A 20,476-nucleotide genomic window follows, 5' to 3' on the forward strand; every position below is an offset into this window, starting at 1 on the left:
AAAGATGCCACGATGCTTCTAGGATTATGGGTTGATTAACTTATTCGAAATACAACAATCTATGTGAAAACAGACTTTTTAAAAAGCAGCTGGCTGCGTTTCTTTTTTGGATTGAGTCTGAGCGAGCGTTCAGTCGCCTGCGGCTATTTTTTACGAAGGTTTATCTGAATATTATGAACAGGGGAGTGTGTGTAAGATGGGGAGAACAGTCATTTTAAGCGGAGTTAGAACACCTTTTGGAAAATTAGGGGGCGCCTTAAGCAGCTTTACCGCATCACAACTAGGTGGAATTGCTGTAAAAGAGGCATTAGTTCGTGCGGGCGTGAAGCCGGAAGATGTTGAGGAAGTCATTCTTGGGTCGGTCCTACAAGGGGGCCAGGGGCAGATTCCATCACGTCAGGCGGCTCAGCACGCGGGACTGCCATGGGAAGTAAAAACCGAAACGATTAATAAGGTTTGTGCGTCTGGTATGCGCAGTGTCACGCTGGCCGATCAAATTATCCGCGCCGGTGATGAGGAAGTGATTGTTGCAGGCGGGATGGAATCAATGAGCAACGCGCCATATGTTCTTCCAAAAGCACGCTGGGGTTTCCGGATGGGTGACGCGCAGGTTAAGGATCTAATGATTCATGACGGCTTAACATGCAGTTTCACAGGTGTTCACATGGGCACCTACGGCAATGAGGCCGCTCGTGATATGGAAATTAGCCGCGAGGCACAGGATGAGTGGGCACTCAGAAGCCATGTCCGCGCGATTGCGGCGATTGAGAGCGGAAAATTTGGGGAAGAAATCGTTGCCGTTGAGGTTCCGCAGCGCAAAGGAGCGCCGGTTGTGGTTGCGACGGACGAATCTCCGCGAAAGGATACGTCGCTAGCGCGCTTGTCTAAATTAGCACCGGTTTTTAATGCAACGGGAACAATTACGGCAGGAAATGCGCCAGGGGTCAATGACGGTGCGGCAGCCCTCGTGTTAATGAGTGAAGAGCGCGCACTTCGTGAAGGCAAGCAGGTGGAAGCTGTGATTATCGGTCATGCGGCGGTCGCGGTGGAAGCAAAGGACTTCCCAAAAACGCCAGGCCTGGTAATTAATGAGCTTTTACGAAAAACAGGCAAAACAGTGGATGAAGTCGATTTATTTGAAATCAACGAAGCCTTTGCGGCAGTGGCTTTAGTGAGCGAGAAAATTGCTGGTTTAGATCCAGAAAAGGTCAATGTCAATGGCGGTGCGGTCGCCTTAGGCCATCCGATTGGGGCCAGCGGTGCGCGCATTATTCTTACACTAATGCATGAATTAAAGCGACGTGGCGGCGGTATTGGGATTGCGGCCATTTGCAGCGGCGGCGGCCAGGGCGATGCAGTGATGATTGAGGTTCCGCGTGGTTAATTAGTTGATAGTTTTTAAGTTAAATAGATGGTGTTGATTTCCATATATTGTCTAATTGCACAAAACACTTGGATTTTCGCACAAAACCATCTGAAAATGGCACAAAATTCATGAGAAATGGCACAAGTCATATTGGAAATCGCACAAAACACCAAAAAGCTTTTTTAGAAAAAAACACTAGAAAACTTATGAAGATACCAAATAAAAAAATCTAGGTCGGAATGCTTTCCGGCCTTCTTCGGAGGGTAAAGAATGAAGATTTCAAAGTTGATGGTCATTGGTGCAGGACAAATGGGCTCCGGGATTGCGCAAGTTTGTGCCCAAGCAGGGTATCAAGTCATCTTAAATGATTTAAAGCCCGAGTTTGTGGAACGCGGCCTAGCTGGAATCAATAAAATACTTACACGGAATGTTGACAAAGGACGCCTTACGGAAGAGCAAAAACAAGCCATTCTCGGAAACATTACTGCGTCCACCGACTTAAACGATGCCCATGACGTCGACCTTGTCATCGAAGCCGCCATTGAAAACATGAACATCAAAACAAACATCTTTACCCAGCTCGATGAAATTACCCCAGCTCACGCGATACTCGCGAGCAATACCTCATCATTGCCGATCACGGAAATTGCGGCAGCCACGAAGCGTCCGGAGAAAGTGATCGGTATGCACTTCATGAACCCGGTTCCGGTTATGAAGCTCGTCGAGATCATTCGCGGCCTCGCTACAACAGATGAAGTGTACCAAGTGATTGAAGATATGACAAAAACCTTAAGCAAGGTACCGGTTGAAGTGAACGACTTCCCAGGGTTTGTCTCCAATCGCATTCTGATGCCAATGATCAACGAAGCGATTTATACCCTATATGAGGGCGTGGCTACGAAGGAAGCGATCGATGAAGTGATGAAACTAGGTATGAATCACCCGATGGGGCCGTTAACCTTGGCTGATTTTATCGGCTTGGATACATGTTTGTATATTATGGAAACGCTTCACCAAGGCTTTGGCGACGACAAATACCGTCCATGCCCGCTTCTCCGTAAATATGTAAAAGCAGGCTGGCTTGGCAAGAAGACAGGACGCGGTTTTTATACGTACGAATAACCACAGCATTTCTTCATAAAGGGGTCGTGATGATGAATACCACAATAGTACATTCCTCAAAAGGGGAGACCACCATGAATCTTTCATTCACCGAAGAGCAAAAAATGATGCGAATAATGGTGCGCGATTTTGCTAACAGCGAAATTGTGCCATTCATTGAAAATATGGAAAGGGGAGAATTTCCGCGTGAAATCCTCCGCAAAATGGGTGCGCTTGGCTTAATGGGGATTCCTGTCCCGGAAAAATACGGCGGTGCAGCAATGGATTTCACCTCCTATATTTTAGCAATCCATGAGCTTTCCAAGGTCAGTGCAACAATCGGGGTTATTCTTTCAGTCCATACCTCAGTCTGCACGAACCCGATCCTTTATTTTGGAACCGAGCAGCAGAAACAGAAATACGTGCCGAAATTGGCGTCAGGGGAGTACCTCGGTGCATTTTGCTTAACAGAGCCAAGTTCCGGTTCGGATGCGGCCAGCTTAAAGTCCCGTGCTGTCAAGAAGGGCGATCAATATGTGATCAACGGCTCAAAGGTATTCATTACGAACGGCGGCGAGGCCGATGTCTATATTGTGTTTGCAAAAACGAATCCTGAACTGGGCAGCAAGGGAATTTCTGCATTTATCGTTGAAAAAAATACCCCTGGCTTTATTGTCGGCAAGGATGAGAAGAAAATGGGCTTGCACGGTTCCAGAACCGTCCAACTCACTTTCGAAGACATGCACGTCCCTGTAGAAAACATGCTTGGCGCCGAGGGCGAAGGCTTTAAAATTGCGATGGCGAACCTTGATGTCGGCCGCATCGGGATTGCGACCCAGGCACTTGGGATTGCCGAGGCCGCACTGTCAGCTGCAACGACCTATGCCGGGGACCGTCAGCAATTTGGCAAGCCAATCGCTGCCCAACAGGGAATTGGCTTTAAGCTAGCCGACATGGCAACCAGCGTCGAAGCGGCGAAACTATTAGTCTATCGCGCTGCTTATTTACGAACGCACGGATTGAAATGTACGTTGGAGGCGTCGATGGCGAAATTGTTCGCCACCAAAACAGCGGTCGAAGTCACAACCGAAGCGATTCAAGTATTCGGCGGCTACGGCTATACGGAAGATTATCCAGTCGAGCGCTATTTCCGTGATGCAAAAATCACCGAAATTTATGAAGGCACAAGCGAAATTCAACGAATTGTAATCAGTAAGCACTTGTAAATATATCCACTAGGAGGTCTTAAAATGAACTTTAAACTATCTGAAGAACATGAAATGATTCGGAAAATGGTGCGTGATTTTGCAAGGAATGAAGTGGCGCCAACGGCAGCGGAACGCGATGAGGAAGAACGCTTTGACCGGGAAATTTTTGACAAAATGGCGGAGCTGGGTTTAACGGGAATCCCGTGGCCGGAAGAGTACGGCGGAATTGGCAGTGATTACCTGGCTTATTGTATTGCGGTAGAGGAACTGTCCCGTGTTGACGCGTCAACGGGTGTTCTGCTGTCCGCACATACATCGTTAGCGGGCTGGCCGATTTTTAAATTCGGCAGTGAAGAGCAAAAGCAAACGTATCTGCGAGCCTTAGCAGAAGGGACGAAAATTGGTGCGTATGGCTTAACAGAGCCTGGCAGCGGTTCAGATGCCGGTGGAATGAGAACCACTGCCCGCCTTGAAGGTGATCATTATGTCCTCAATGGCTCGAAAATCTTCATTACCAACGGCGGTGTAGCCGACATTTATGTGGTGTTTGCATTAACGGACCCTGAAAGCAAACAACGGGGAACGACGGCGTTTATTATCGAGAGCGACTTCCCAGGCTTCTCGGTTGGAAAAAAAGAAAAGAAACTCGGGATCCGTTCGTCACCGACAACAGAAATTATTTTTGAAGATTGCAAGGTTCCAGTTGCGAATCGACTTGGGGCTGAAGGTGAAGGCTTTAAAATTGCGATGATGACTCTTGATGGAGGCCGCAACGGCATTGCCGCTCAAGCGGTTGGGATTGCCCAAGGTGCGCTTGATGCTGCAACGGACTATGCGAAGGAACGCCACCAATTCGGAAAACCAATCGTAGCGAATCAAGGGATTGCCTTTAAACTGGCCGATATGGCAACCGGGATTGAGGCCTCACGACTATTAACATATCAAGCGGCATGGCTGGAGTCACAAGGTTTGCCGTACGGTAAAGAATCGGCGATGTCGAAGCTTCTTGCTGGCGATACAGCGATGAAGGTGACCACTGAGGCCGTGCAGGTCTTTGGCGGGTATGGCTATACAAAGGATTATCCAGTTGAGCGATTCATGCGCGATGCGAAAATTACGCAAATCTATGAAGGCACACAAGAAATTCAACGACTTGTGATCTCGCGGATGATCACGAAGTAAGGCGGTTAGAGGATGGAAAAAAAACGGGATGTACTGGCTTCTGTAAAGGATGAACGCCTTGTCCAGAAACGGCGTGACCAAATGATTAAAGGGGCAGTCAGTCTTTTTAAGGAAAAGGGCTTTCACCGGACAACGACGCGGGAAATCGCCAAAGCGGCTGGTTTCAGTATTGGGACACTTTATGAATACATCCGCTCTAAGGAAGATGTTCTTTATCTTGTGTGCGACAGCATTTATGAGCATGTGAGCGAACGCCTCGCGCAGGACCTCGAGCAGAAAAATGGCACGCTTTCTAGTCTGAAGTTAGGTGTCGGGCATTATTTCCGAGTCGTCGATGAGATGCAGGATGAAGTGCTTGTCATGTATCAAGAAGCGAAATCGCTGACGAAGGATGCCCTTCCCTATGTCCTGAAAAAAGAAATCGAAATGGCCGCGATGTTTGAAAGTCTGATCGTCCGCTGTGTTGAAAATGGCGAGCTGCAGTTATCAAAAAAACAGATTGAATTAATCTCCCATAACATTATTGTCGAGGGACAAATGTGGGCGTTCCGCCGCTGGGCATTGCAAAAATTATATACACTTGATGAGTATATTGAACTGCAAACGGAGCAATTGTTCCAAGGGATTCATTCGTCGACAAAAGCACGGTTGTAATGCTGGCCAAGTTGCGAATAGTGAATGGAGTTCATTTTTATAAAAGGTTTACAAAAGGAGGAGAACGATGGGGAATTATCAGCCAAAGCATCATATTCGCTTTGTCACGGCTTCGAGTTTGTTTGACGGGCATGATGCTTCCATCAATATTATGAGGCGGATTATGCAGGCGAGCGGGGCGGAGGTGATCCACCTTGGTCATAATCGCTCGGTTGAGGAGGTTGTGAACGCGGCGATTCAGGAGGATGTGCAGGGGATTGCGATTTCTTCGTATCAAGGCGGGCACGTGGAGTACTTCAAGTATATGTACGATTTGTTGAAGGAGAAGGGTGCGCCGAATATCCGCATTTTTGGCGGTGGCGGCGGCGTTATTATTCCGCGTGAGATTAAGGAGCTTCATGATCACGGGATTGCGTGGATTTTCTCGCCAGAGGATGGCCGTAAGCTGGGGCTGCAGGGCATGATTGACCGGATGCTGGAGGAGTGCGATTTTGCGACGGTTCCGCATGATGTGGCCGAGAAAATCGAAAAACTGCCGAGCGGGGATGTTAATGCAGTGGCGAAGTTAATTACGGTAGCTGAACTTCATGTTGATGATAAGAATGAGGCAGCGGCTACGGCTGAGCGAGTGCTCGATCAAGTGAAGTCAATGGAGAAGCAGATTCCTGTCGTTGGAATCACAGGGACGGGCGGTGCTGGAAAAAGTTCATTGACGGATGAATTAATCCGCCGTTTTATTAATGAATTGCCGGATAAAAAGGTCGCGATTCTATCAGTCGACCCGACGAAGCAAAAGACGGGTGGTGCTCTGTTAGGGGACCGAATCCGTATGAATGCAATCTTTTCACCGAATGTGTATATGCGCTCTTTGGCGACTAGACATTCGAAAAGTGAATTGTCACTAGCGATTAAGGATGCAGTTGCGGTGACGAAAGCAGCGGGCTTTGACCTCGTAATTGTTGAGACGAGCGGGATTGGCCAGGGCGATGCGGGCATCACGGAGATTTGCGATGTTTCCTTATATGTGATGACGAGTGAGTTTGGGGCGCCGTCACAGCTGGAAAAGATTGATATGATTGATTTTGCGGACCTGATTGTGATCAATAAGTTCGAGCGCAAGGGCTCAGAGGATGCAAAGCGCCAGGTCCAAAAGCAGTATCAGCGCAGTCATATGCTGTTTGAAAAAGACATTGATGATATGCCGGTTTATGGGACGATTGCGAGCCAATTTAATGACCCGGGCACGAATGGGTTGTTTGCCGCTTTGATTGAAAGAATTAACGACAAGATGGGTACGGGCTGGGTGACTTCTTTTAGCAAAAATGCTCTTGTTGAAAAACAAAATGTGATTATCCCAACCGACCGCCGTTATTATTTACGGGAAATTTCTGAAACGGTCCGCGGCTATCATCGGAAAGCGGAAGAACAGGCTGAGATTGCCCGGAAGTTGTTCCAGTTAGAAGGGGCGATTGGAGCGGTTAGCGATGCGGGCGTGATTGCTGCTTTGGAAGCGATCAAGCAAGAGACCGAGGTGAAGTTGACACCGGAATCTCGGAAGATTCTCGATTCTTGGGCAGAGACAAAGGCAGCCTATTCTAAAGATAAGTTCGTAACGAGGATTCGCGATAAAGAGATTATTACGGTGCTAAAATCGAAAAGCTTATCCGGTCTCGACATTCCGAAAGTGGCGCTGCCGAAGTATAAGGATTACGGGGAAATCCTTCGCTGGGTTTACCAGGAAAATGTACCGGGTGCGTTCCCGTATACTGCTGGTGTGTTTCCATTCAAGCGGGAAGGGGAAGACCCGAAACGTCAGTTTGCCGGGGAAGGGACACCGGAGCGTACGAACCGCCGCTTCCATTATTTATCGAAGGATGATACGGCTAAACGCTTAAGTACGGCGTTTGACTCGGTGACGTTGTACGGTGAAGATCCGGATTACCGTCCGGATATTTTCGGGAAGATTGGCGAAAGCGGCGTCAGCGTTTGTACATTAGATGATATGAAAAAGTTATATGATGGCTTTGATTTGTGCCATCCGTCGACATCGGTGTCGATGACGATCAATGGACCAGCGCCAATTATTTTAGCAATGTTTATGAATACGGCAATTGACCAGCAGGTGCAGCGGAAAGAAACGGAACTTGGCCGTGTGTTAACGGTGGAGGAATTCGCGGAAGTGCGTGCGTATACACTGCGAACGGTGCGCGGTACGGTCCAGGCCGATATTTTAAAAGAAGATCAAGGCCAAAATACATGTATATTCTCGACTGAATTCGCGCTGAGGATGATGGGTGATATTCAACAATACTTTATCGACCAACAGGTGCGCAACTATTATTCGGTCTCCATTTCGGGCTATCATATTGCCGAAGCGGGCGCGAATCCGATATCGCAACTGGCGTTTACGCTCTCGAATGGGTTCACGTATGTGGAGTATTATTTGAGCCGCGGCATGAAGATCGATGACTTTGCACCGAATTTATCGTTCTTCTTCTCGAATGGCCTGGATCCTGAATATACGGTGATCGGCCGGGTTGCCCGCCGAATTTGGGCTACGGTGATGCGCGATAAATATGGCGCAAACGAGCGGAGTCAAAAATTGAAATACCACGTTCAGACGTCGGGTCGTTCGCTCCATGCGCAGGAGATTGACTTTAATGATATCCGGACGACGCTACAGGCGTTAATGGCCCTGCAGGATAACTGTAATTCCCTTCATACCAACGCGTATGATGAGGCAATTACGACGCCAACGGAGGAATCGGTGCGACGCGCGATGGCGATTCAGATGATTATTACCAAAGAGCATGGCTTGTCGAAAAATGAAAATCCGCTCCAAGGTTCGTTTATTGCGGAGGAGCTAACGGATCTTGTCGAGGAAGCGGTTTTACAAGAGTTTGAGCGCTTGAATGACCGCGGCGGTGTGCTTGGGGCGATGGAAACCCAGTACCAGCGCGGTAAAATTCAGGATGAATCGATGTACTATGAAATGAAAAAGCATACTGGTGAATTACCGATTATCGGCGTGAATACGTATTTGAACCCAAATCCTCCGTCTGAGGAAGAGGTCAATAATATGGAATTAGCCCGCGCTTCGTATGAAGAGAAGGAATTACAAATCCATAATTTACGGGCCTTCCAAGAACATCATGCGGCGGAAACGGGGAAAGCCCTGCAGCGCTTAAAAGAGGCCGCCGTTACCAACGGCAACATCTTTGCCGCGCTCATGGAAACCGTCCAAGTCGCCAGCCTCGGCCAAATCACACGAGCCCTCTACGAAGTCGGCGGACAGTATCGCCGGAATATGTAGGGCAGGGTGTTAATTTAGGAGTAGTGTAAAATATAGGGTGTCAGGCACCATGTGAATTTTTCACATGGTGCCTGACACCAATTTTTATTGGCTGTGAGCCAGTTTTTGTAAAAAAATTTTTTTTATGAGATATTATTATCTGCGGTTATCTTATATAATCGATGTAGCGTACATACTTCGAGGGATTTGGGCAGGTGGAGCAAATGAAGATGGGTTATATTTTGATGGTTTTAATTGTGTTTGCCTGGCCATTAAATTATCTCTATCAACGCCAGTTAGGCGCAATCTCATTCTTGCTGCTAGCAATCTTCTTTCTAGTGATATCGATTAAAGAAATGAAAAAGCATAAGCACGCAAAGAAAAATGATAGTGAAAAAGCTCGTCCGCAAAAATTCAAGTGAAACAACGGCAAGTACTAGCATAAACCGGAAGAATTTGTTTATAATGAAGAATATGCGATTTTAAAGCCGAAGCGACCGTTTTGCGACGTACATTTGTCGCGGGGTGCTAAAGCTGGATTGGACAGTTCTCGAAATAAACGAATATATCAATTTTTTTCGATAGTCCGTTATTCACTCATTTTAGAGTGTTAAATAGAGAAAGGAAGTGCCTATATTGAGTTTAGCGCAGTACTCAAAAGAGGAATTAAAAGAGTTTTCCCTTATGGAAATGGCTTATGAATACTTGAAAAATAGCAAGCAGCCAATTTCCTTTCATGAATTAGTGGAAGTAATCAAACAAGCAGCAGGGATTTCTGATGACGAAGTTCGTACCCGACTTGCTCAATTTTACACCGACATCAATGTGGATGGCCGTTTCCTTTCATTAGGAAGCAACCGCTGGGGACTTCGTGTCTGGTATCCAGTCGATACAGCTGAAGAAGAAGTGGTTGCCGTCGTCAAACCTAAGAAGAAGAAAGCGAAGAAGGTTGTCGATGAAGACGATCTTGAAGATTTCGATGAAATTGATGATGTCGAAGATGAATTTGATGACTTTGACGATGAAGATGATCTTTTGGATGATGAAGAAGATCTTGATCTTGACGAAGTTGATGAGTTCGATGAGGACGATGATGAAGTCATCGAGGATGATCTTGACATTGAATTGGATGAAGATGACGAGCTTGAAGATGATCTTGAGGAAGAAGAAGAATTTGAAGATGAGGAAGAAGTCGAAGAAGATTAATCAACTTGACTTTTTTCCCTTGCCCTTGTATTATCTTTTTTGGGCTCCTTAAAAAGGACGATACATTATTTACTTATAATACGCTCCCTACCATAAAGTAGGCGGGCGTTTTTTATTGTTCAAAAAACTCTTGTATCGCGGAGTTTTTTCATTTTTTCGGGCGTAAGGAAAATATTTTTTTACAAAAACCCTTAAACAAACTGAATAATGTACAAACTGTATAAGAGGGGGAAATATTTATGACAAAATATATTTTTGTAACTGGTGGTGTAGTGTCATCACTAGGAAAAGGAATTACCGCAGCATCTTTAGGACGCTTATTGAAAAATCGAGGCGTAAATGTGACGATCCAAAAATTCGATCCGTACATTAACGTCGACCCGGGAACAATGAGCCCGTACCAGCACGGTGAAGTATTCGTAACAGGTGATGGCGCGGAAACGGATTTAGACTTAGGTCACTACGAGCGTTTTATCGACATCAACTTAAACAAGTACAGCAACGTAACAACAGGAAAAATTTATTCAACTGTTTTACGTAAAGAGCGTCGCGGTGATTATTTGGGTGCAACCGTACAGGTTATTCCGCATATCACCAATGAAATTAAAGAGCGCTGCTTCCGTGCCGGAAAAGAAACGAATGCAGATGTCGTAATTACAGAGATTGGCGGAACGGTAGGGGACATTGAATCCCTTCCATTCCTTGAGGCGATTCGCCAAATTAAGAGTGATATCGGTTCGGATAATGTAATGTACATTCACTGTACTTTGATTCCTTATATCAAAGCGGCAGGTGAAATGAAAACAAAGCCAACCCAGCACAGCGTAAAAGAATTGCGCAGTCTTGGGATTCAGCCAAACATTATTGTCGTGCGTACCGAAATGCCTGTTTCACAGGACATGAAGGATAAAATTGCCTTGTTCTGTGACATTGACTCGAAGGCGGTTATTGAATGTATGGACGCAGATACGCTGTATTCCATTCCACTTGCCCTTCAAGAGCAAAACATGGACCAAATCGTTTGTGACCATTTGAAATTGTCGGTAAAAGAAGCGGATATGACCGAGTGGAAGGCATTAGTAGACCGCGTAATCAACCTTTCCAATAAGACACGAATTGGTCTTGTCGGAAAATATGTGGAACTTCAAGATGCCTATATTTCTGTAGTTGAGGCAATGAAGCATGCTGGTTATGCGTTTGATGCGGATGTCGAAATCAAATGGATTAATTCCGAAGATGTTACACGTGAGAATGTCGCTGAGCTTCTTGGTGATGTTGATGGTGTCCTTGTTCCAGGCGGCTTTGGTGACCGCGGGATTGAAGGGAAGATTGAAGCGACTCGTTATGCTCGTGAGCAGAAGAAGCCGTTCCTTGGTATTTGTCTAGGTATGCAGCTGGCAACGATTGAATATGCCCGAAATGTACTTGGCTTTAAAGGAGCGCATTCCGCAGAGTTTGTGCCTGATACAGCTTATCCAATTATTGATTTGCTACCTGAGCAGAAAGATGTAGAGGATTTGGGCGGCACATTGCGTTTGGGTCTGTATCCAGCGCGTCTTGTTGAGGGTACGAAGGCGTTCGAAGCATATGAGGAAGAGGTTGTTTATGAACGCCATCGTCATCGCTATGAGTTTAACAATCAGTATCGTCAAGAGATGGAAGCGGCAGGCTTTATTTTCTCTGGGACTAGCCCAGACGGCCGCTTAGTGGAGATCGTCGAGTTGAAAGATCACCCGTGGTTCGTGGCGTCCCAGTTCCATCCGGAGTTTGTCTCAAGACCAACACGTCCACAGCCATTGTTCCGTGACTTTATTAAGGCATCTTTACAGAAATAAGGTAGTAGACAGGGCCAGTTTTCTGGTCCTGTTTTTTTATGGTGGTCAGACACCCGGGGAGTTTCGTTTCCATATATTGTCTAATTGTACAAAACTACTCCAAATTGGCACAAAACCTGTTGGGAATGGCACAAAAGTATCATAAATTCGCACAAAACCCTTGGAAATCCGCACAAAACCACTCTGAAATGGCATCCTAAACTAGAAATAGACATAAACAAGAACCCATTAAACACAAATACCCCCCGGGAAATAACGCAGAGCAATAAAAAAACGGGTCGATATACGATACCCGCTTTACTCTTCCTCTTCATATTCTGCCATAATTTCCTCAATGGTAAATTTCAAGCCGTAATAAACGAACAATGCTGCCATTGGAGCTGGATACCCATAGCGATTTCCTTCATCGTCAGGAAGCAATCCTTTCGTCAGCCGCAAATCCATCACGAGATCTGCTAAATCGTGTAATTCCTCACCTTCAGGAACGACCGTGGCCACCGCTACAAACGGAATCCCTTTTTTATGAAGCTGTCTTGCAATCTCCAGAACGGTTTCATCACTGGAATAACGCGAGAAGATCAGGGCACGATCTGATTCCGTTACTTCATCAATGGCCTTAAATATCTTCACGCCTTTAAATGGCTCTGCCCCGTGCAATGCTTCGAACTCGACCGCCTTCATTTCGTTTGCAGCAAAAATATATATAGACCCATCGCCAACCGATGCCTGGGCAAGCAAGCGTGCTCCGTCTTCAAACGAATATTCTTCTTTTTCCTCGATCCGTTTAAACAAACCAGTTAATTGGGTTGTAAACATTTTTAACATAAAAACCCTCCTTTTCACCCTCTTATTATAAGCGTTTTTTTGATATAGCAAAAATATTAACAAAATCTTAAAATAATAGCAGGAGATTATTTTCTAAATAGAGAAATATAACAAGTAATAACTAATGGGATAATAAAACGAATGAAGTAAACAAGGAAGAGGTGGAGTTATGAAAGAGAAAATTTTAATCGTTGATGATCAATTTGGCATTAGAATTTTACTAAATGAAGTGTTTCAAAAAGAGGGGTATCAAACATATCAGGCAGCCAATGGCATACAGGCCCTTGAAATTGTGACAAAACATGACCCTGACCTTGTCCTATTGGATATGAAAATCCCTGGAATGGATGGAATCGAAATTTTAAAACGGATGAAGGTAATTGATCCAGATATCCGTGTGATTATTATGACGGCATATGGCGAACTGGATATGATTCAAGAAGCAAAGGACCTTGGTGCAATCACGCATTTTGCCAAGCCATTTGACATTGATGATATACGAGCGGCTGTTCGTAAACACATCCCTCAAAAAATGAATTAATGGCGATTTTTTTATAAAAAACATAAGAAATATGAAGATAGGAAAATGGACGCGCTTTCATTATGACAGTTTAGAAAACTACGTCATTTTAATGGCATTTCACCCCCTGGTTTGATATGATACATATGAACTTTTTACTGGTTTCTTATCTTTTTAAAGTTATACATAATCCGGAAAATTGAGGGAAAACCTTAATATGGAAGGCCGTTTTGAAAAGATAGCAACCTAATTTAAGGAGGAATAGAAATGCCATTAGTTTCCATGAAAGAAATGCTCATTAAAGCAAAAGCTGAAGGCTATGCGGTTGGGCAATTTAACTTAAATAACTTAGAATTTACACAAGCGATTCTTCAAGCTGCACAAGCGGAGAACTCACCTGTAATTCTTGGTGTTTCTGAAGGGGCAGCTCGTTACATGTCCGGCTTCAAAACTGTTGTAAAAATGGTTGAAGGCTTAATGGAAGATTTGAATATTACTGTTCCTGTAGCAATTCACCTTGACCACGGTTCAAGCTTTGAAAAGTGTAAAGAAGCAATTGATGCAGGTTTCACATCTGTTATGATCGATGCTTCACACCACCCGTTTGAAGAAAACATAGAAATTACTTCTAAAGTAGTAGACTATGCACATTCAAAAGGTGTATCTGTTGAAGCTGAATTAGGAACTGTTGGCGGCCAGGAAGACGATGTTGTGGCAGATGGCGTTATTTACGCAGATCCTAAAGAATGTGAAGAGTTAGTAAAACGCACTGGCATCGATTGCCTTGCACCTGCATTAGGTTCTGTTCATGGACCATACAAAGGCGAACCAAACCTTGGCTTTGTTGAAATGGAGGAAATCGGCAATATTACTGGTCTTCCATTAGTCCTTCACGGTGGAACTGGTATCCCATTAAAAGATATCCAAAGATCTGTTTCCCTAGGAACAGCGAAAATTAACGTTAACACAGAAAACCAAATCGCATCTGCAAAAGCAGTTCGTGAAACATTAGCTGCAAAACCTGAAGAATACGATCCACGTAAATATTTAGGACCAGCTCGTGACGCGATCAAAGCAACTGTTATTGGCAAAATTCGCGAATTCGGTTCTAATGGTAAAGCTTAATAGAACAATATCGAATGTCTAACCACATTTCATATTTGTTCCAAATATGATAAAATGGAAACCGTCCTCATACTTTAGGGCGGTTTCAGTCTGTTAAAAGAAATTTGAAAATTTAGTCGAAGCTTAGATTGTTTCAAACAGCTTCAACGTGTATGGCATGGAAGGCTTCCTAAAAGGTTGGAATTTCCATGTAGATAGATAATTATTCCCATTTCGTGTAAATTTTTTTAATTGCCATACATGAAAATAAAATTTTGGTGTAAACTAAAGGATAGACAAGTTGTCGGATTTTGACTTTTTATACTGGAAAAATATACCTAGAGCCTCATTTCGTAATAAGCGGATTGCACCGATTGACTTACAGGGCTTAGAAGGGAGTCGAATATGGAAAAACTTAAAATTGCAGGTGGATATCCGTTAAAGGGAACTGTTCGGATCAGCGGGGCCAAAAATAGTGCTGTTGCGTTAATTCCTGCAACCATTTTAGCGGAATCACCGGTGACAATTGAGGGATTGCCGAATATTTCTGACGTTGAAATCTTGAAGGACCTCCTTGAAGAAATCGGCGGAAACGTTCAGCTTTCCGATAATGATATGACGGTTGACCCATCGACCATGATTTCCATGCCCCTGCCAAACGGGAAAGTAAAAAAGCTCCGTGCTTCTTATTACTTAATGGGTGCTATGCTTGGCCGTTTCAAAAAGGCGGTCATTGGCTTACCTGGCGGCTGCTATTTAGGACCAAGACCGATTGATCAACACATTAAAGGCTTCGAAGCACTTGGGGCCCAAATTACCAATGAACAAGGTGCGATTTATTTACGAGCGGACGAGCTTCGCGGCGCCCGTATCTACCTTGACGTTGTCAGTGTGGGAGCGACGATTAATATCATGCTCGCTGCGGTTCGCGCCAAAGGCCGGACGGTCATTGAAAATGCCGCGAAAGAGCCGGAAATTATTGATGTTGCAACACTGTTAACCAGCATGGGAGCGAAAATTAAAGGAGCGGGAACGGACGTGATTCGTATCGATGGTGTGGAAGCGCTTCACGGCTGCCGCCACACGATTATCCCGGACCGAATTGAAGCAGGCACGTATATGATTTTAGGCGCTGCTGTCGGCGAAGGCGTGTTAATCGACAACGTCATCCCGCAGCATTTAGAATCCTTGATTGCCAAATTGCGAGAAATGGGCGTTCGCGTTGAGTCAGGCGATGATCAAGTGTTTGTCGATGGGTCTACAAAGTTGAAGGCTGTTGACATCAAGACGCTCGTATATCCCGGCTTCCCGACTGACCTCCAGCAGCCATTTACGACCCTGTTGACAAAATCGTCCGGCTCAAGCGTCGTAACAGATACGATATACGGAGCCCGTTTTAAACATATTGATGAACTGCGCCGCATGAACGCCAACATTAAAGTCGAAGGGCGCTCGGCCATCATCAATGGTCCGGTTCAGCTGCAAGGTGCCAAAGTGAAAGCAAGTGACCTCAGGGCAGGCGCCGCGCTTTTCATTGCCGGCCTGATGGCAGAAGGTATTACCGAAGTAACCGGCCTCGAGCATATTGACCGTGGCTACAGCGACCTCGTCGAAAAACTAAACGGCCTCGGTGCCACAGTTTGGCGGGAAGCCCTGACACAAGAAGAAGTCGAACAAATGAAGAATACCTAGAAAAGCGGAAGCGCCCCGTTTAGCGGCGTATGGCCTGGAGCGCTTTGACTGAGATAAAGGAAACACGGAGAGCGGAGCGATCCGATGTTGACTTATCGTAGGGAAAAGAGCGAAGGACACTAGCCGCTGGGGCGCTGTAGCTAGACAAATAGAAAAGCGTAAGCGCCTGGTCAGCGGCGTATCCTAGATCTAGACACATAGAAAAACGATAGCGCTTTGGTTACAACGTACATTAACCCGTAGGCGCAGCAGCTAGCCAAATAGACATAGACAAAGAACATAAGGGAGATGGAGACGATGGAAAGAAGTTTATCGATGGAGCTTGTCCGTGTCACAGAAGCAGCAGCACTTGCTTCAGCCCGTTGGATGGGCCGTGGGAAAAAAGATGAGGCCGACGGTGCAGCTACCTCGGCGATGCGTGATGTGTTTGACACAGTCCCAATGAAGGGAACAGTGGTGATCGGTGAAGGGGAAATGGATGAAGCGCCAATGCTCTATATCGGCGAAAAACTCGGGACAGGCTATGGTCCGCGCGTTGACGTTGCCGTTGATCCACTCGAAGGCACCAATATTTTAGCATCAGGCGGCTGGAATGCCTTAGCGGTGCTTGCTGTTGCCGACCATGGAAATCTTCTCCATGCTCCTGATATGTATATGGAAAAAATTGCGGTTGGCCCAGAAGCAGTCGGCCATATTGACATCAATGCGTCTGTGCTAGATAACCTAAAGGCTGTTGCCAAAGCGAAAAATAAAGATATCGAGGATGTCGTTGCGACGGTCTTAAATCGTCCGCGCCATGAAGAAATCATTGCCCAGCTGCGTGAGGCTGGCGCACGGATCAAATTAATAAATGATGGGGACGTGGCAGGTGCCATCAATACTGCGTTTGACAATACCGGTGTCGATATTCTCTTTGGTTCTGGCGGTGCCCCTGAAGGCGTCCTGTCCGCTGTTGCCCTCAAATGCCTTGGCGGCGAAATCATCGGAAGACTCCTGCCGCAAAGTGATGCGGAACTAGAACGCTGCATTAAAATGGGACTTGATGTAAATCGTGTTCTTCGGATGGAAGACCTGGTCAAAGGCGATGACGCCATTTTTGCTGCGACCGGAGTTACAGACGGAGAATTGCTGCGCGGGGTCCAATTCAAAGGATCTTACGGCTCAACACACTCAATCGTTATGCGTGCCAAATCAGGCACCGTTCGCTTTGTCGAAGGCCGTCATAGTTTAAAGAAAAAACCTAACCTAGTAATTAAATAGAAGGTGCTACCAGTAGGGTGCCTGACACCAATGCGTGTCAGGCACCCTTCATGGCATCTTTCGCTAAAAATAAAAAACTCCTATTACACTCCATTAGGAATTTGGATAAACTCCTACAAGAAGAAATTCCCAATGAATGAAAAGAGAAAAATAAGTTGATTAATTTTTTGCATAGAGGGTAAAATAGTAATTGTTTTATTATGCATTATTTCTGCAATTCTATTCATTTCATTTCTACTTCTATCACTTATTCCTCAACTCTCTTAATAAATAATATCTGATTGAAAAAAATAAAAGTGTGGTGCACAAATGGAATTAACAATTTCAAGTTTAGAAAATATGAAGCTGAAGGAACTTTATGAGCTGGCACGCGAATATAAAGTAACCTATTACAGCAAACTAACCAAAAAAGAATTAATTTTTGCCATCCTGAAATCTCGTGCGGAACAGCAAGGGTATTTTTTCATGGAAGGCGTCTTAGAAATAATCCAATCAGAAGGTTTTGGATTCTTAAGACCAATTAACTACTCGCCAAGCTCAGAAGATATTTACATTTCTGCTTCGCAAATCCGCCGCTTCGACCTTCGTAATGGGGATAAAGTTTCCGGTAAGGTACGACCTCCAAAAGAAAATGAGCGTTATTATGGACTATTGCACGTAGAAGCTGTCAACGGGGAAGACCCGGAATCAGCGAAAGAACGAGTATACTTCCCAGGCCTCACGCCGCTCTATCCTAACCGCCAGATGAATTTGGAAACGACTCAAAAACATCTTTCCACAAGGATTATGGATGTCATCGCACCAGTTGGTTTTGGCCAGCGTGGATTAATCGTCGCGCCGCCAAAGGCTGGTAAAACGATGCTGTTAAAAGAAATTGCCAACAGCATTACAACCAACCATCCAGAAGTAGAATTAATCATGCTGTTGATCGACGAACGTCCTGAAGAAGTAACTGATATTGAGCGTTCGGTTGCCGGTGATGTTGTGAGTTCAACATTTGATGAAGTGCCTGAAAACCATATTAAGGTTGCGGAACTTGTGCTCGACCGCGCGATGCGTTTAGTAGAACATAAGCGTGATGTGGTTATCTTGATGGATAGTATTACACGTCTTGCGCGTGCATATAACTTGGTGATTCCGCCAAGCGGCCGGACACTTTCCGGGGGGATTGACCCGGCAGCTTTCCACCGTCCGAAGCGTTTCTTCGGGGCTGCTCGTAATATTGAAGAGGGCGGAAGCTTGACAATCCTTGCGACGGCGCTGGTTGATACCGGCTCCCGGATGGATGACGTCATTTATGAGGAATTTAAAGGAACAGGTAATATGGAATTGCATCTCGACCGTTCGCTTGCAGAGCGCCGGATTTTCCCTGCGCTTGATATTCGTCGTTCGGGAACTCGTAAGGAAGAATTGTTGATTCCGAAGGATCATTTGGATAAATTATGGGCGATTCGCAAATCAATGTCCGATTCACCAGATTTTGCGGAGCGTTTCTTGAAAAAATTACGCCAGACTAAGTCAAATGAAGAGTTCTTTGCCCAATTAGGGGAAGAACTGAAAACACGCCGGTCGTAGCTGACTCGGTCAGGGACAAGCCTGGTTCAGGGGCTTGAATAGGTTCCTTTTTCAAAAAGATGCTGATTGGAGCAGAAGGCGCGAGACTCCTGTGGGAAAAGCTGTCACGGGAGATCCCGCAGTCGCTTAAGCAACGAGGAGGCTCTCCGAACTGCACGCGCCTGAAGCGGAAATCAACAGGCGCTTTTAAAAAGAAAACCAACAAATCCCAACTTGCAAAAATAGGTTGCCCTTGTTATAATGGGTGCAGTGTGTTTGAAGTATTTTGGTGCTTGTTTTTGACAGGTACTTTATATAACTCTGTTTCGAAAGATTCAGGGCGGAAGGAGATGAAAAGAATGAAAGCAGGAATTCATCCAAATTATAAAACAGTAACGGTGTCATGTGCATGTGGTAATACATTTGAAACTGGTTCTGTTAAAAAAGAAATTCGTGTTGAGACTTGTTCAGAATGTCATCCATTCTACACTGGTCGTCAAAAATTCGCTGAAGCTGGCGGACGTGTTGACCGTTTCAACAAGAAATATGGCATTAAAACTCAACAGCAACAATAATTGTAAAAAAGTACAGGCAAGAAGCAACTTACTTGCCTGTTTTTTATTTAAATAAATTGATTTTTTGAAATAGATTTTAAGGATTTGCTAGGAAGGAGACGCCGTTTTATGTATTTAATGAAGCAGAGCGGATGGGTTGAGGTTATCTGTGGCAGTATGTTTTCTGGAAAATCGGAGGAATTGATTCGCCGTGTCAGACGAGCTCAATTCGCTAAACAAAAGATTGCAGTGTTTAAGCCGAAAATTGATAATCGCTATCACGATCAACAGGTCGTGTCCCATAATGGATCTTCTTTTCATGCGAAGCCAATTGCTCATTCGGTTGAGATTCTTCACCATATTGAGGCGGATATCGATATTATTGCGATTGATGAGGTTCAGTTTTTTGATGAAGGAATTGTTCGGATTGTACAGCAGTTGGCTGACAGCGGTCATCGTGTGGTCTGTGCGGGTCTGGATATGGATTTCCGCGGCGAACCGTTTGGCCAGATGCCTGCGTTGATGGCGATTGCGGAGTCGGTGACGAAGCTGCAGGCGGTATGTTCGGTATGTGGTTCACCATCAAGCCGGACGCAGCGCTTGATCGATGGTCATCCAGCATCCTACCATGACCCAGTGATCTTAGTAGGTGCCTCTGAAGCGTACGAGCCTCGCTGCCGCCACCACCACGAAGTCCCAAAAACGGCGTCATACCGTTCAAGCATCGAGCAAGAAGCAACAAATTAATACAAAGTGGGTCAGGGTGGATGTAGTTTAGTTTACATAATGAGTGCCTGACACCATAAATAAGCTTTACACTGTAAAAACTGTCTGAGAAGGAAATTCTCGGGCAGTTTTTTTGTTTGATTAAGTTTAGTGGTGGGGAATTTTTGTGGGTTGGCGGAATCATTGGGGAATTTGGCGGAATCATTTTAGAGTTCGGCGGAATCCTGGATGGGTTTGGCGGAATAATGATAAGTTTCGGCGGAATCGGGCTGATGATTGGCGGGAAAACTAAGTTTGGTGGGTCCGGCCGAGGATTGGCGGAATCCACCTGAGTTTCGGCGGAATCCACCTGAGATTCGGCGGAATCCACCTGAGTTTCGGCGGAATCCCAAGCTGA

At 45.4% G+C, this 20,476-nt stretch carries 18 protein-coding genes; 17 read left to right on the plus strand and 1 reads right to left on the minus strand.

What is annotated here, in order from left to right:
• The first annotated feature begins 196 nt into the window (after positions 1-196).
• The 9 genes from KW850_RS07800 (at position 197) to KW850_RS07840 (ending at position 11,844) form a co-directional block, all read left to right on the plus strand.
• Positions 197-1,384, plus strand: a complete 1,188-nt coding sequence (locus KW850_RS07800) for an acetyl-CoA C-acetyltransferase (protein WP_218347000.1) — start codon at positions 197-199, stop codon at positions 1,382-1,384.
• Between the two features lie 252 nt (positions 1,385-1,636).
• The gene (locus KW850_RS07805; RefSeq protein ID WP_218347001.1) at positions 1,637-2,488 is read left to right on the plus strand and encodes a 3-hydroxybutyryl-CoA dehydrogenase; all 852 of its coding nucleotides are present in this window, start codon (positions 1,637-1,639) and stop codon (positions 2,486-2,488) included.
• Positions 2,489-2,562: 74 nt separating this feature from the next.
• Positions 2,563-3,693 (plus strand): acyl-CoA dehydrogenase, encoded by a 1,131-nt coding sequence (locus KW850_RS07810; RefSeq protein WP_218347002.1) that lies wholly within the window; start codon positions 2,563-2,565, stop codon positions 3,691-3,693.
• 24 nt (positions 3,694-3,717) lie between these two features.
• A complete protein-coding gene (locus KW850_RS07815; RefSeq protein WP_218347003.1) occupies positions 3,718-4,857 on the plus strand; it encodes an acyl-CoA dehydrogenase in 1,140 nt (379 codons plus the stop codon).
• Between the two features lie 12 nt (positions 4,858-4,869).
• Complete coding sequence (locus tag KW850_RS07820) at positions 4,870-5,511, plus strand: TetR/AcrR family transcriptional regulator (RefSeq protein ID WP_218347004.1); 642 nt, start codon at positions 4,870-4,872, stop codon at positions 5,509-5,511.
• Positions 5,512-5,578: 67 nt separating this feature from the next.
• Entirely contained in the window at positions 5,579-8,824 is a 3,246-nt protein-coding gene (icmF, locus tag KW850_RS07825) for a fused isobutyryl-CoA mutase/GTPase IcmF (RefSeq protein WP_218347005.1), read from the plus strand.
• A gap of 203 nt (positions 8,825-9,027) precedes the next feature.
• Entirely contained in the window at positions 9,028-9,225 is a 198-nt protein-coding gene (locus KW850_RS07830; protein ID WP_218347006.1) for a hypothetical protein, read from the plus strand.
• Between the two features lie 214 nt (positions 9,226-9,439).
• Complete coding sequence (rpoE, locus tag KW850_RS07835; RefSeq protein ID WP_218347007.1) at positions 9,440-10,009, plus strand: DNA-directed RNA polymerase subunit delta; 570 nt, start codon at positions 9,440-9,442, stop codon at positions 10,007-10,009.
• 239 nt (positions 10,010-10,248) lie between these two features.
• The gene (locus KW850_RS07840; RefSeq protein ID WP_218347008.1) at positions 10,249-11,844 is read left to right on the plus strand and encodes a CTP synthase; all 1,596 of its coding nucleotides are present in this window, start codon (positions 10,249-10,251) and stop codon (positions 11,842-11,844) included.
• A 297-nt stretch (positions 11,845-12,141) separates the two neighbouring features.
• Here the strand turns inward: KW850_RS07840 and KW850_RS07845 are convergent, their stop codons facing one another.
• The gene (locus tag KW850_RS07845; protein ID WP_218347009.1) at positions 12,142-12,669 is read right to left on the minus strand and encodes a DUF2529 domain-containing protein; all 528 of its coding nucleotides are present in this window, start codon (positions 12,667-12,669) and stop codon (positions 12,142-12,144) included.
• Positions 12,670-12,838: 169 nt separating this feature from the next.
• Here KW850_RS07845 and KW850_RS07850 point away from each other — a divergent pair, with 169 nt between their 5' ends.
• From KW850_RS07850 to KW850_RS07885, 8 genes are all read left to right on the plus strand, one after another.
• Entirely contained in the window at positions 12,839-13,210 is a 372-nt protein-coding gene (locus tag KW850_RS07850) for a response regulator (RefSeq protein ID WP_026568193.1), read from the plus strand.
• A 246-nt stretch (positions 13,211-13,456) separates the two neighbouring features.
• Positions 13,457-14,314, plus strand: coding sequence for a class II fructose-bisphosphate aldolase (locus KW850_RS07855; protein WP_218347010.1), 858 nt, complete (start codon positions 13,457-13,459; stop codon positions 14,312-14,314).
• A 384-nt stretch (positions 14,315-14,698) separates the two neighbouring features.
• The gene (locus KW850_RS07860) at positions 14,699-15,985 is read left to right on the plus strand and encodes a UDP-N-acetylglucosamine 1-carboxyvinyltransferase (protein ID WP_218347011.1); all 1,287 of its coding nucleotides are present in this window, start codon (positions 14,699-14,701) and stop codon (positions 15,983-15,985) included.
• A gap of 297 nt (positions 15,986-16,282) precedes the next feature.
• The gene (glpX, locus tag KW850_RS07865) at positions 16,283-17,245 is read left to right on the plus strand and encodes a class II fructose-bisphosphatase (protein ID WP_218347012.1); all 963 of its coding nucleotides are present in this window, start codon (positions 16,283-16,285) and stop codon (positions 17,243-17,245) included.
• A gap of 309 nt (positions 17,246-17,554) precedes the next feature.
• A complete protein-coding gene (gene rho / locus KW850_RS07870; RefSeq protein ID WP_218347013.1) occupies positions 17,555-18,820 on the plus strand; it encodes a transcription termination factor Rho in 1,266 nt (421 codons plus the stop codon).
• Positions 18,821-19,158: 338 nt separating this feature from the next.
• The gene (rpmE, locus tag KW850_RS07875) at positions 19,159-19,374 is read left to right on the plus strand and encodes a 50S ribosomal protein L31 (RefSeq protein WP_144551679.1); all 216 of its coding nucleotides are present in this window, start codon (positions 19,159-19,161) and stop codon (positions 19,372-19,374) included.
• A 108-nt stretch (positions 19,375-19,482) separates the two neighbouring features.
• Positions 19,483-20,100 carry a thymidine kinase gene (locus KW850_RS07880; protein ID WP_218347103.1) on the plus strand — a complete coding sequence of 206 codons (618 nt, stop codon included), beginning with the start codon at positions 19,483-19,485 and terminating at the stop codon, positions 20,098-20,100.
• 116 nt (positions 20,101-20,216) lie between these two features.
• Positions 20,217-20,411 carry a hypothetical protein gene (locus tag KW850_RS07885; RefSeq protein ID WP_218347014.1) on the plus strand — a complete coding sequence of 65 codons (195 nt, stop codon included), beginning with the start codon at positions 20,217-20,219 and terminating at the stop codon, positions 20,409-20,411.
• The last annotated feature ends 65 nt before the right edge of the window (positions 20,412-20,476 follow it).

This window comes from Bacillus sp. sid0103, assembly GCF_019219025.1.

Excerpts from the sequence above, each read along its gene's own strand:
- KW850_RS07800 (WP_218347000.1), top strand. The coding sequence starts at position 197 with ATGGGGAGAACAGTCATTTTAAGCGGAGTTAGAACACCTTTTGGAAAA.
- KW850_RS07805 (WP_218347001.1), top strand. The coding sequence starts at position 1,637 with ATGAAGATTTCAAAGTTGATGGTCATTGGTGCAGGACAAATGGGCTCC.
- KW850_RS07810 (WP_218347002.1), top strand. The coding sequence starts at position 2,563 with ATGAATCTTTCATTCACCGAAGAGCAAAAAATGATGCGAATAATGGTG.
- KW850_RS07815 (WP_218347003.1), top strand. The coding sequence starts at position 3,718 with ATGAACTTTAAACTATCTGAAGAACATGAAATGATTCGGAAAATGGTG.
- KW850_RS07820 (WP_218347004.1), top strand. The coding sequence starts at position 4,870 with ATGGAAAAAAAACGGGATGTACTGGCTTCTGTAAAGGATGAACGCCTT.
- icmF (WP_218347005.1), top strand. The coding sequence starts at position 5,579 with ATGGGGAATTATCAGCCAAAGCATCATATTCGCTTTGTCACGGCTTCG.
- KW850_RS07830 (WP_218347006.1), top strand. The coding sequence starts at position 9,028 with ATGAAGATGGGTTATATTTTGATGGTTTTAATTGTGTTTGCCTGGCCA.
- KW850_RS07840 (WP_218347008.1), top strand. The coding sequence starts at position 10,249 with ATGACAAAATATATTTTTGTAACTGGTGGTGTAGTGTCATCACTAGGA.
- KW850_RS07845 (WP_218347009.1), bottom strand. The coding sequence starts at position 12,669 with ATGTTAAAAATGTTTACAACCCAATTAACTGGTTTGTTTAAACGGATC.
- KW850_RS07850 (WP_026568193.1), top strand. The coding sequence starts at position 12,839 with ATGAAAGAGAAAATTTTAATCGTTGATGATCAATTTGGCATTAGAATT.
- KW850_RS07855 (WP_218347010.1), top strand. The coding sequence starts at position 13,457 with ATGCCATTAGTTTCCATGAAAGAAATGCTCATTAAAGCAAAAGCTGAA.
- KW850_RS07860 (WP_218347011.1), top strand. The coding sequence starts at position 14,699 with ATGGAAAAACTTAAAATTGCAGGTGGATATCCGTTAAAGGGAACTGTT.
- glpX (WP_218347012.1), top strand. The coding sequence starts at position 16,283 with ATGGAAAGAAGTTTATCGATGGAGCTTGTCCGTGTCACAGAAGCAGCA.
- rho (WP_218347013.1), top strand. The coding sequence starts at position 17,555 with ATGGAATTAACAATTTCAAGTTTAGAAAATATGAAGCTGAAGGAACTT.
- rpmE (WP_144551679.1), top strand. The coding sequence starts at position 19,159 with ATGAAAGCAGGAATTCATCCAAATTATAAAACAGTAACGGTGTCATGT.
- KW850_RS07880 (WP_218347103.1), top strand. The coding sequence starts at position 19,483 with ATGTATTTAATGAAGCAGAGCGGATGGGTTGAGGTTATCTGTGGCAGT.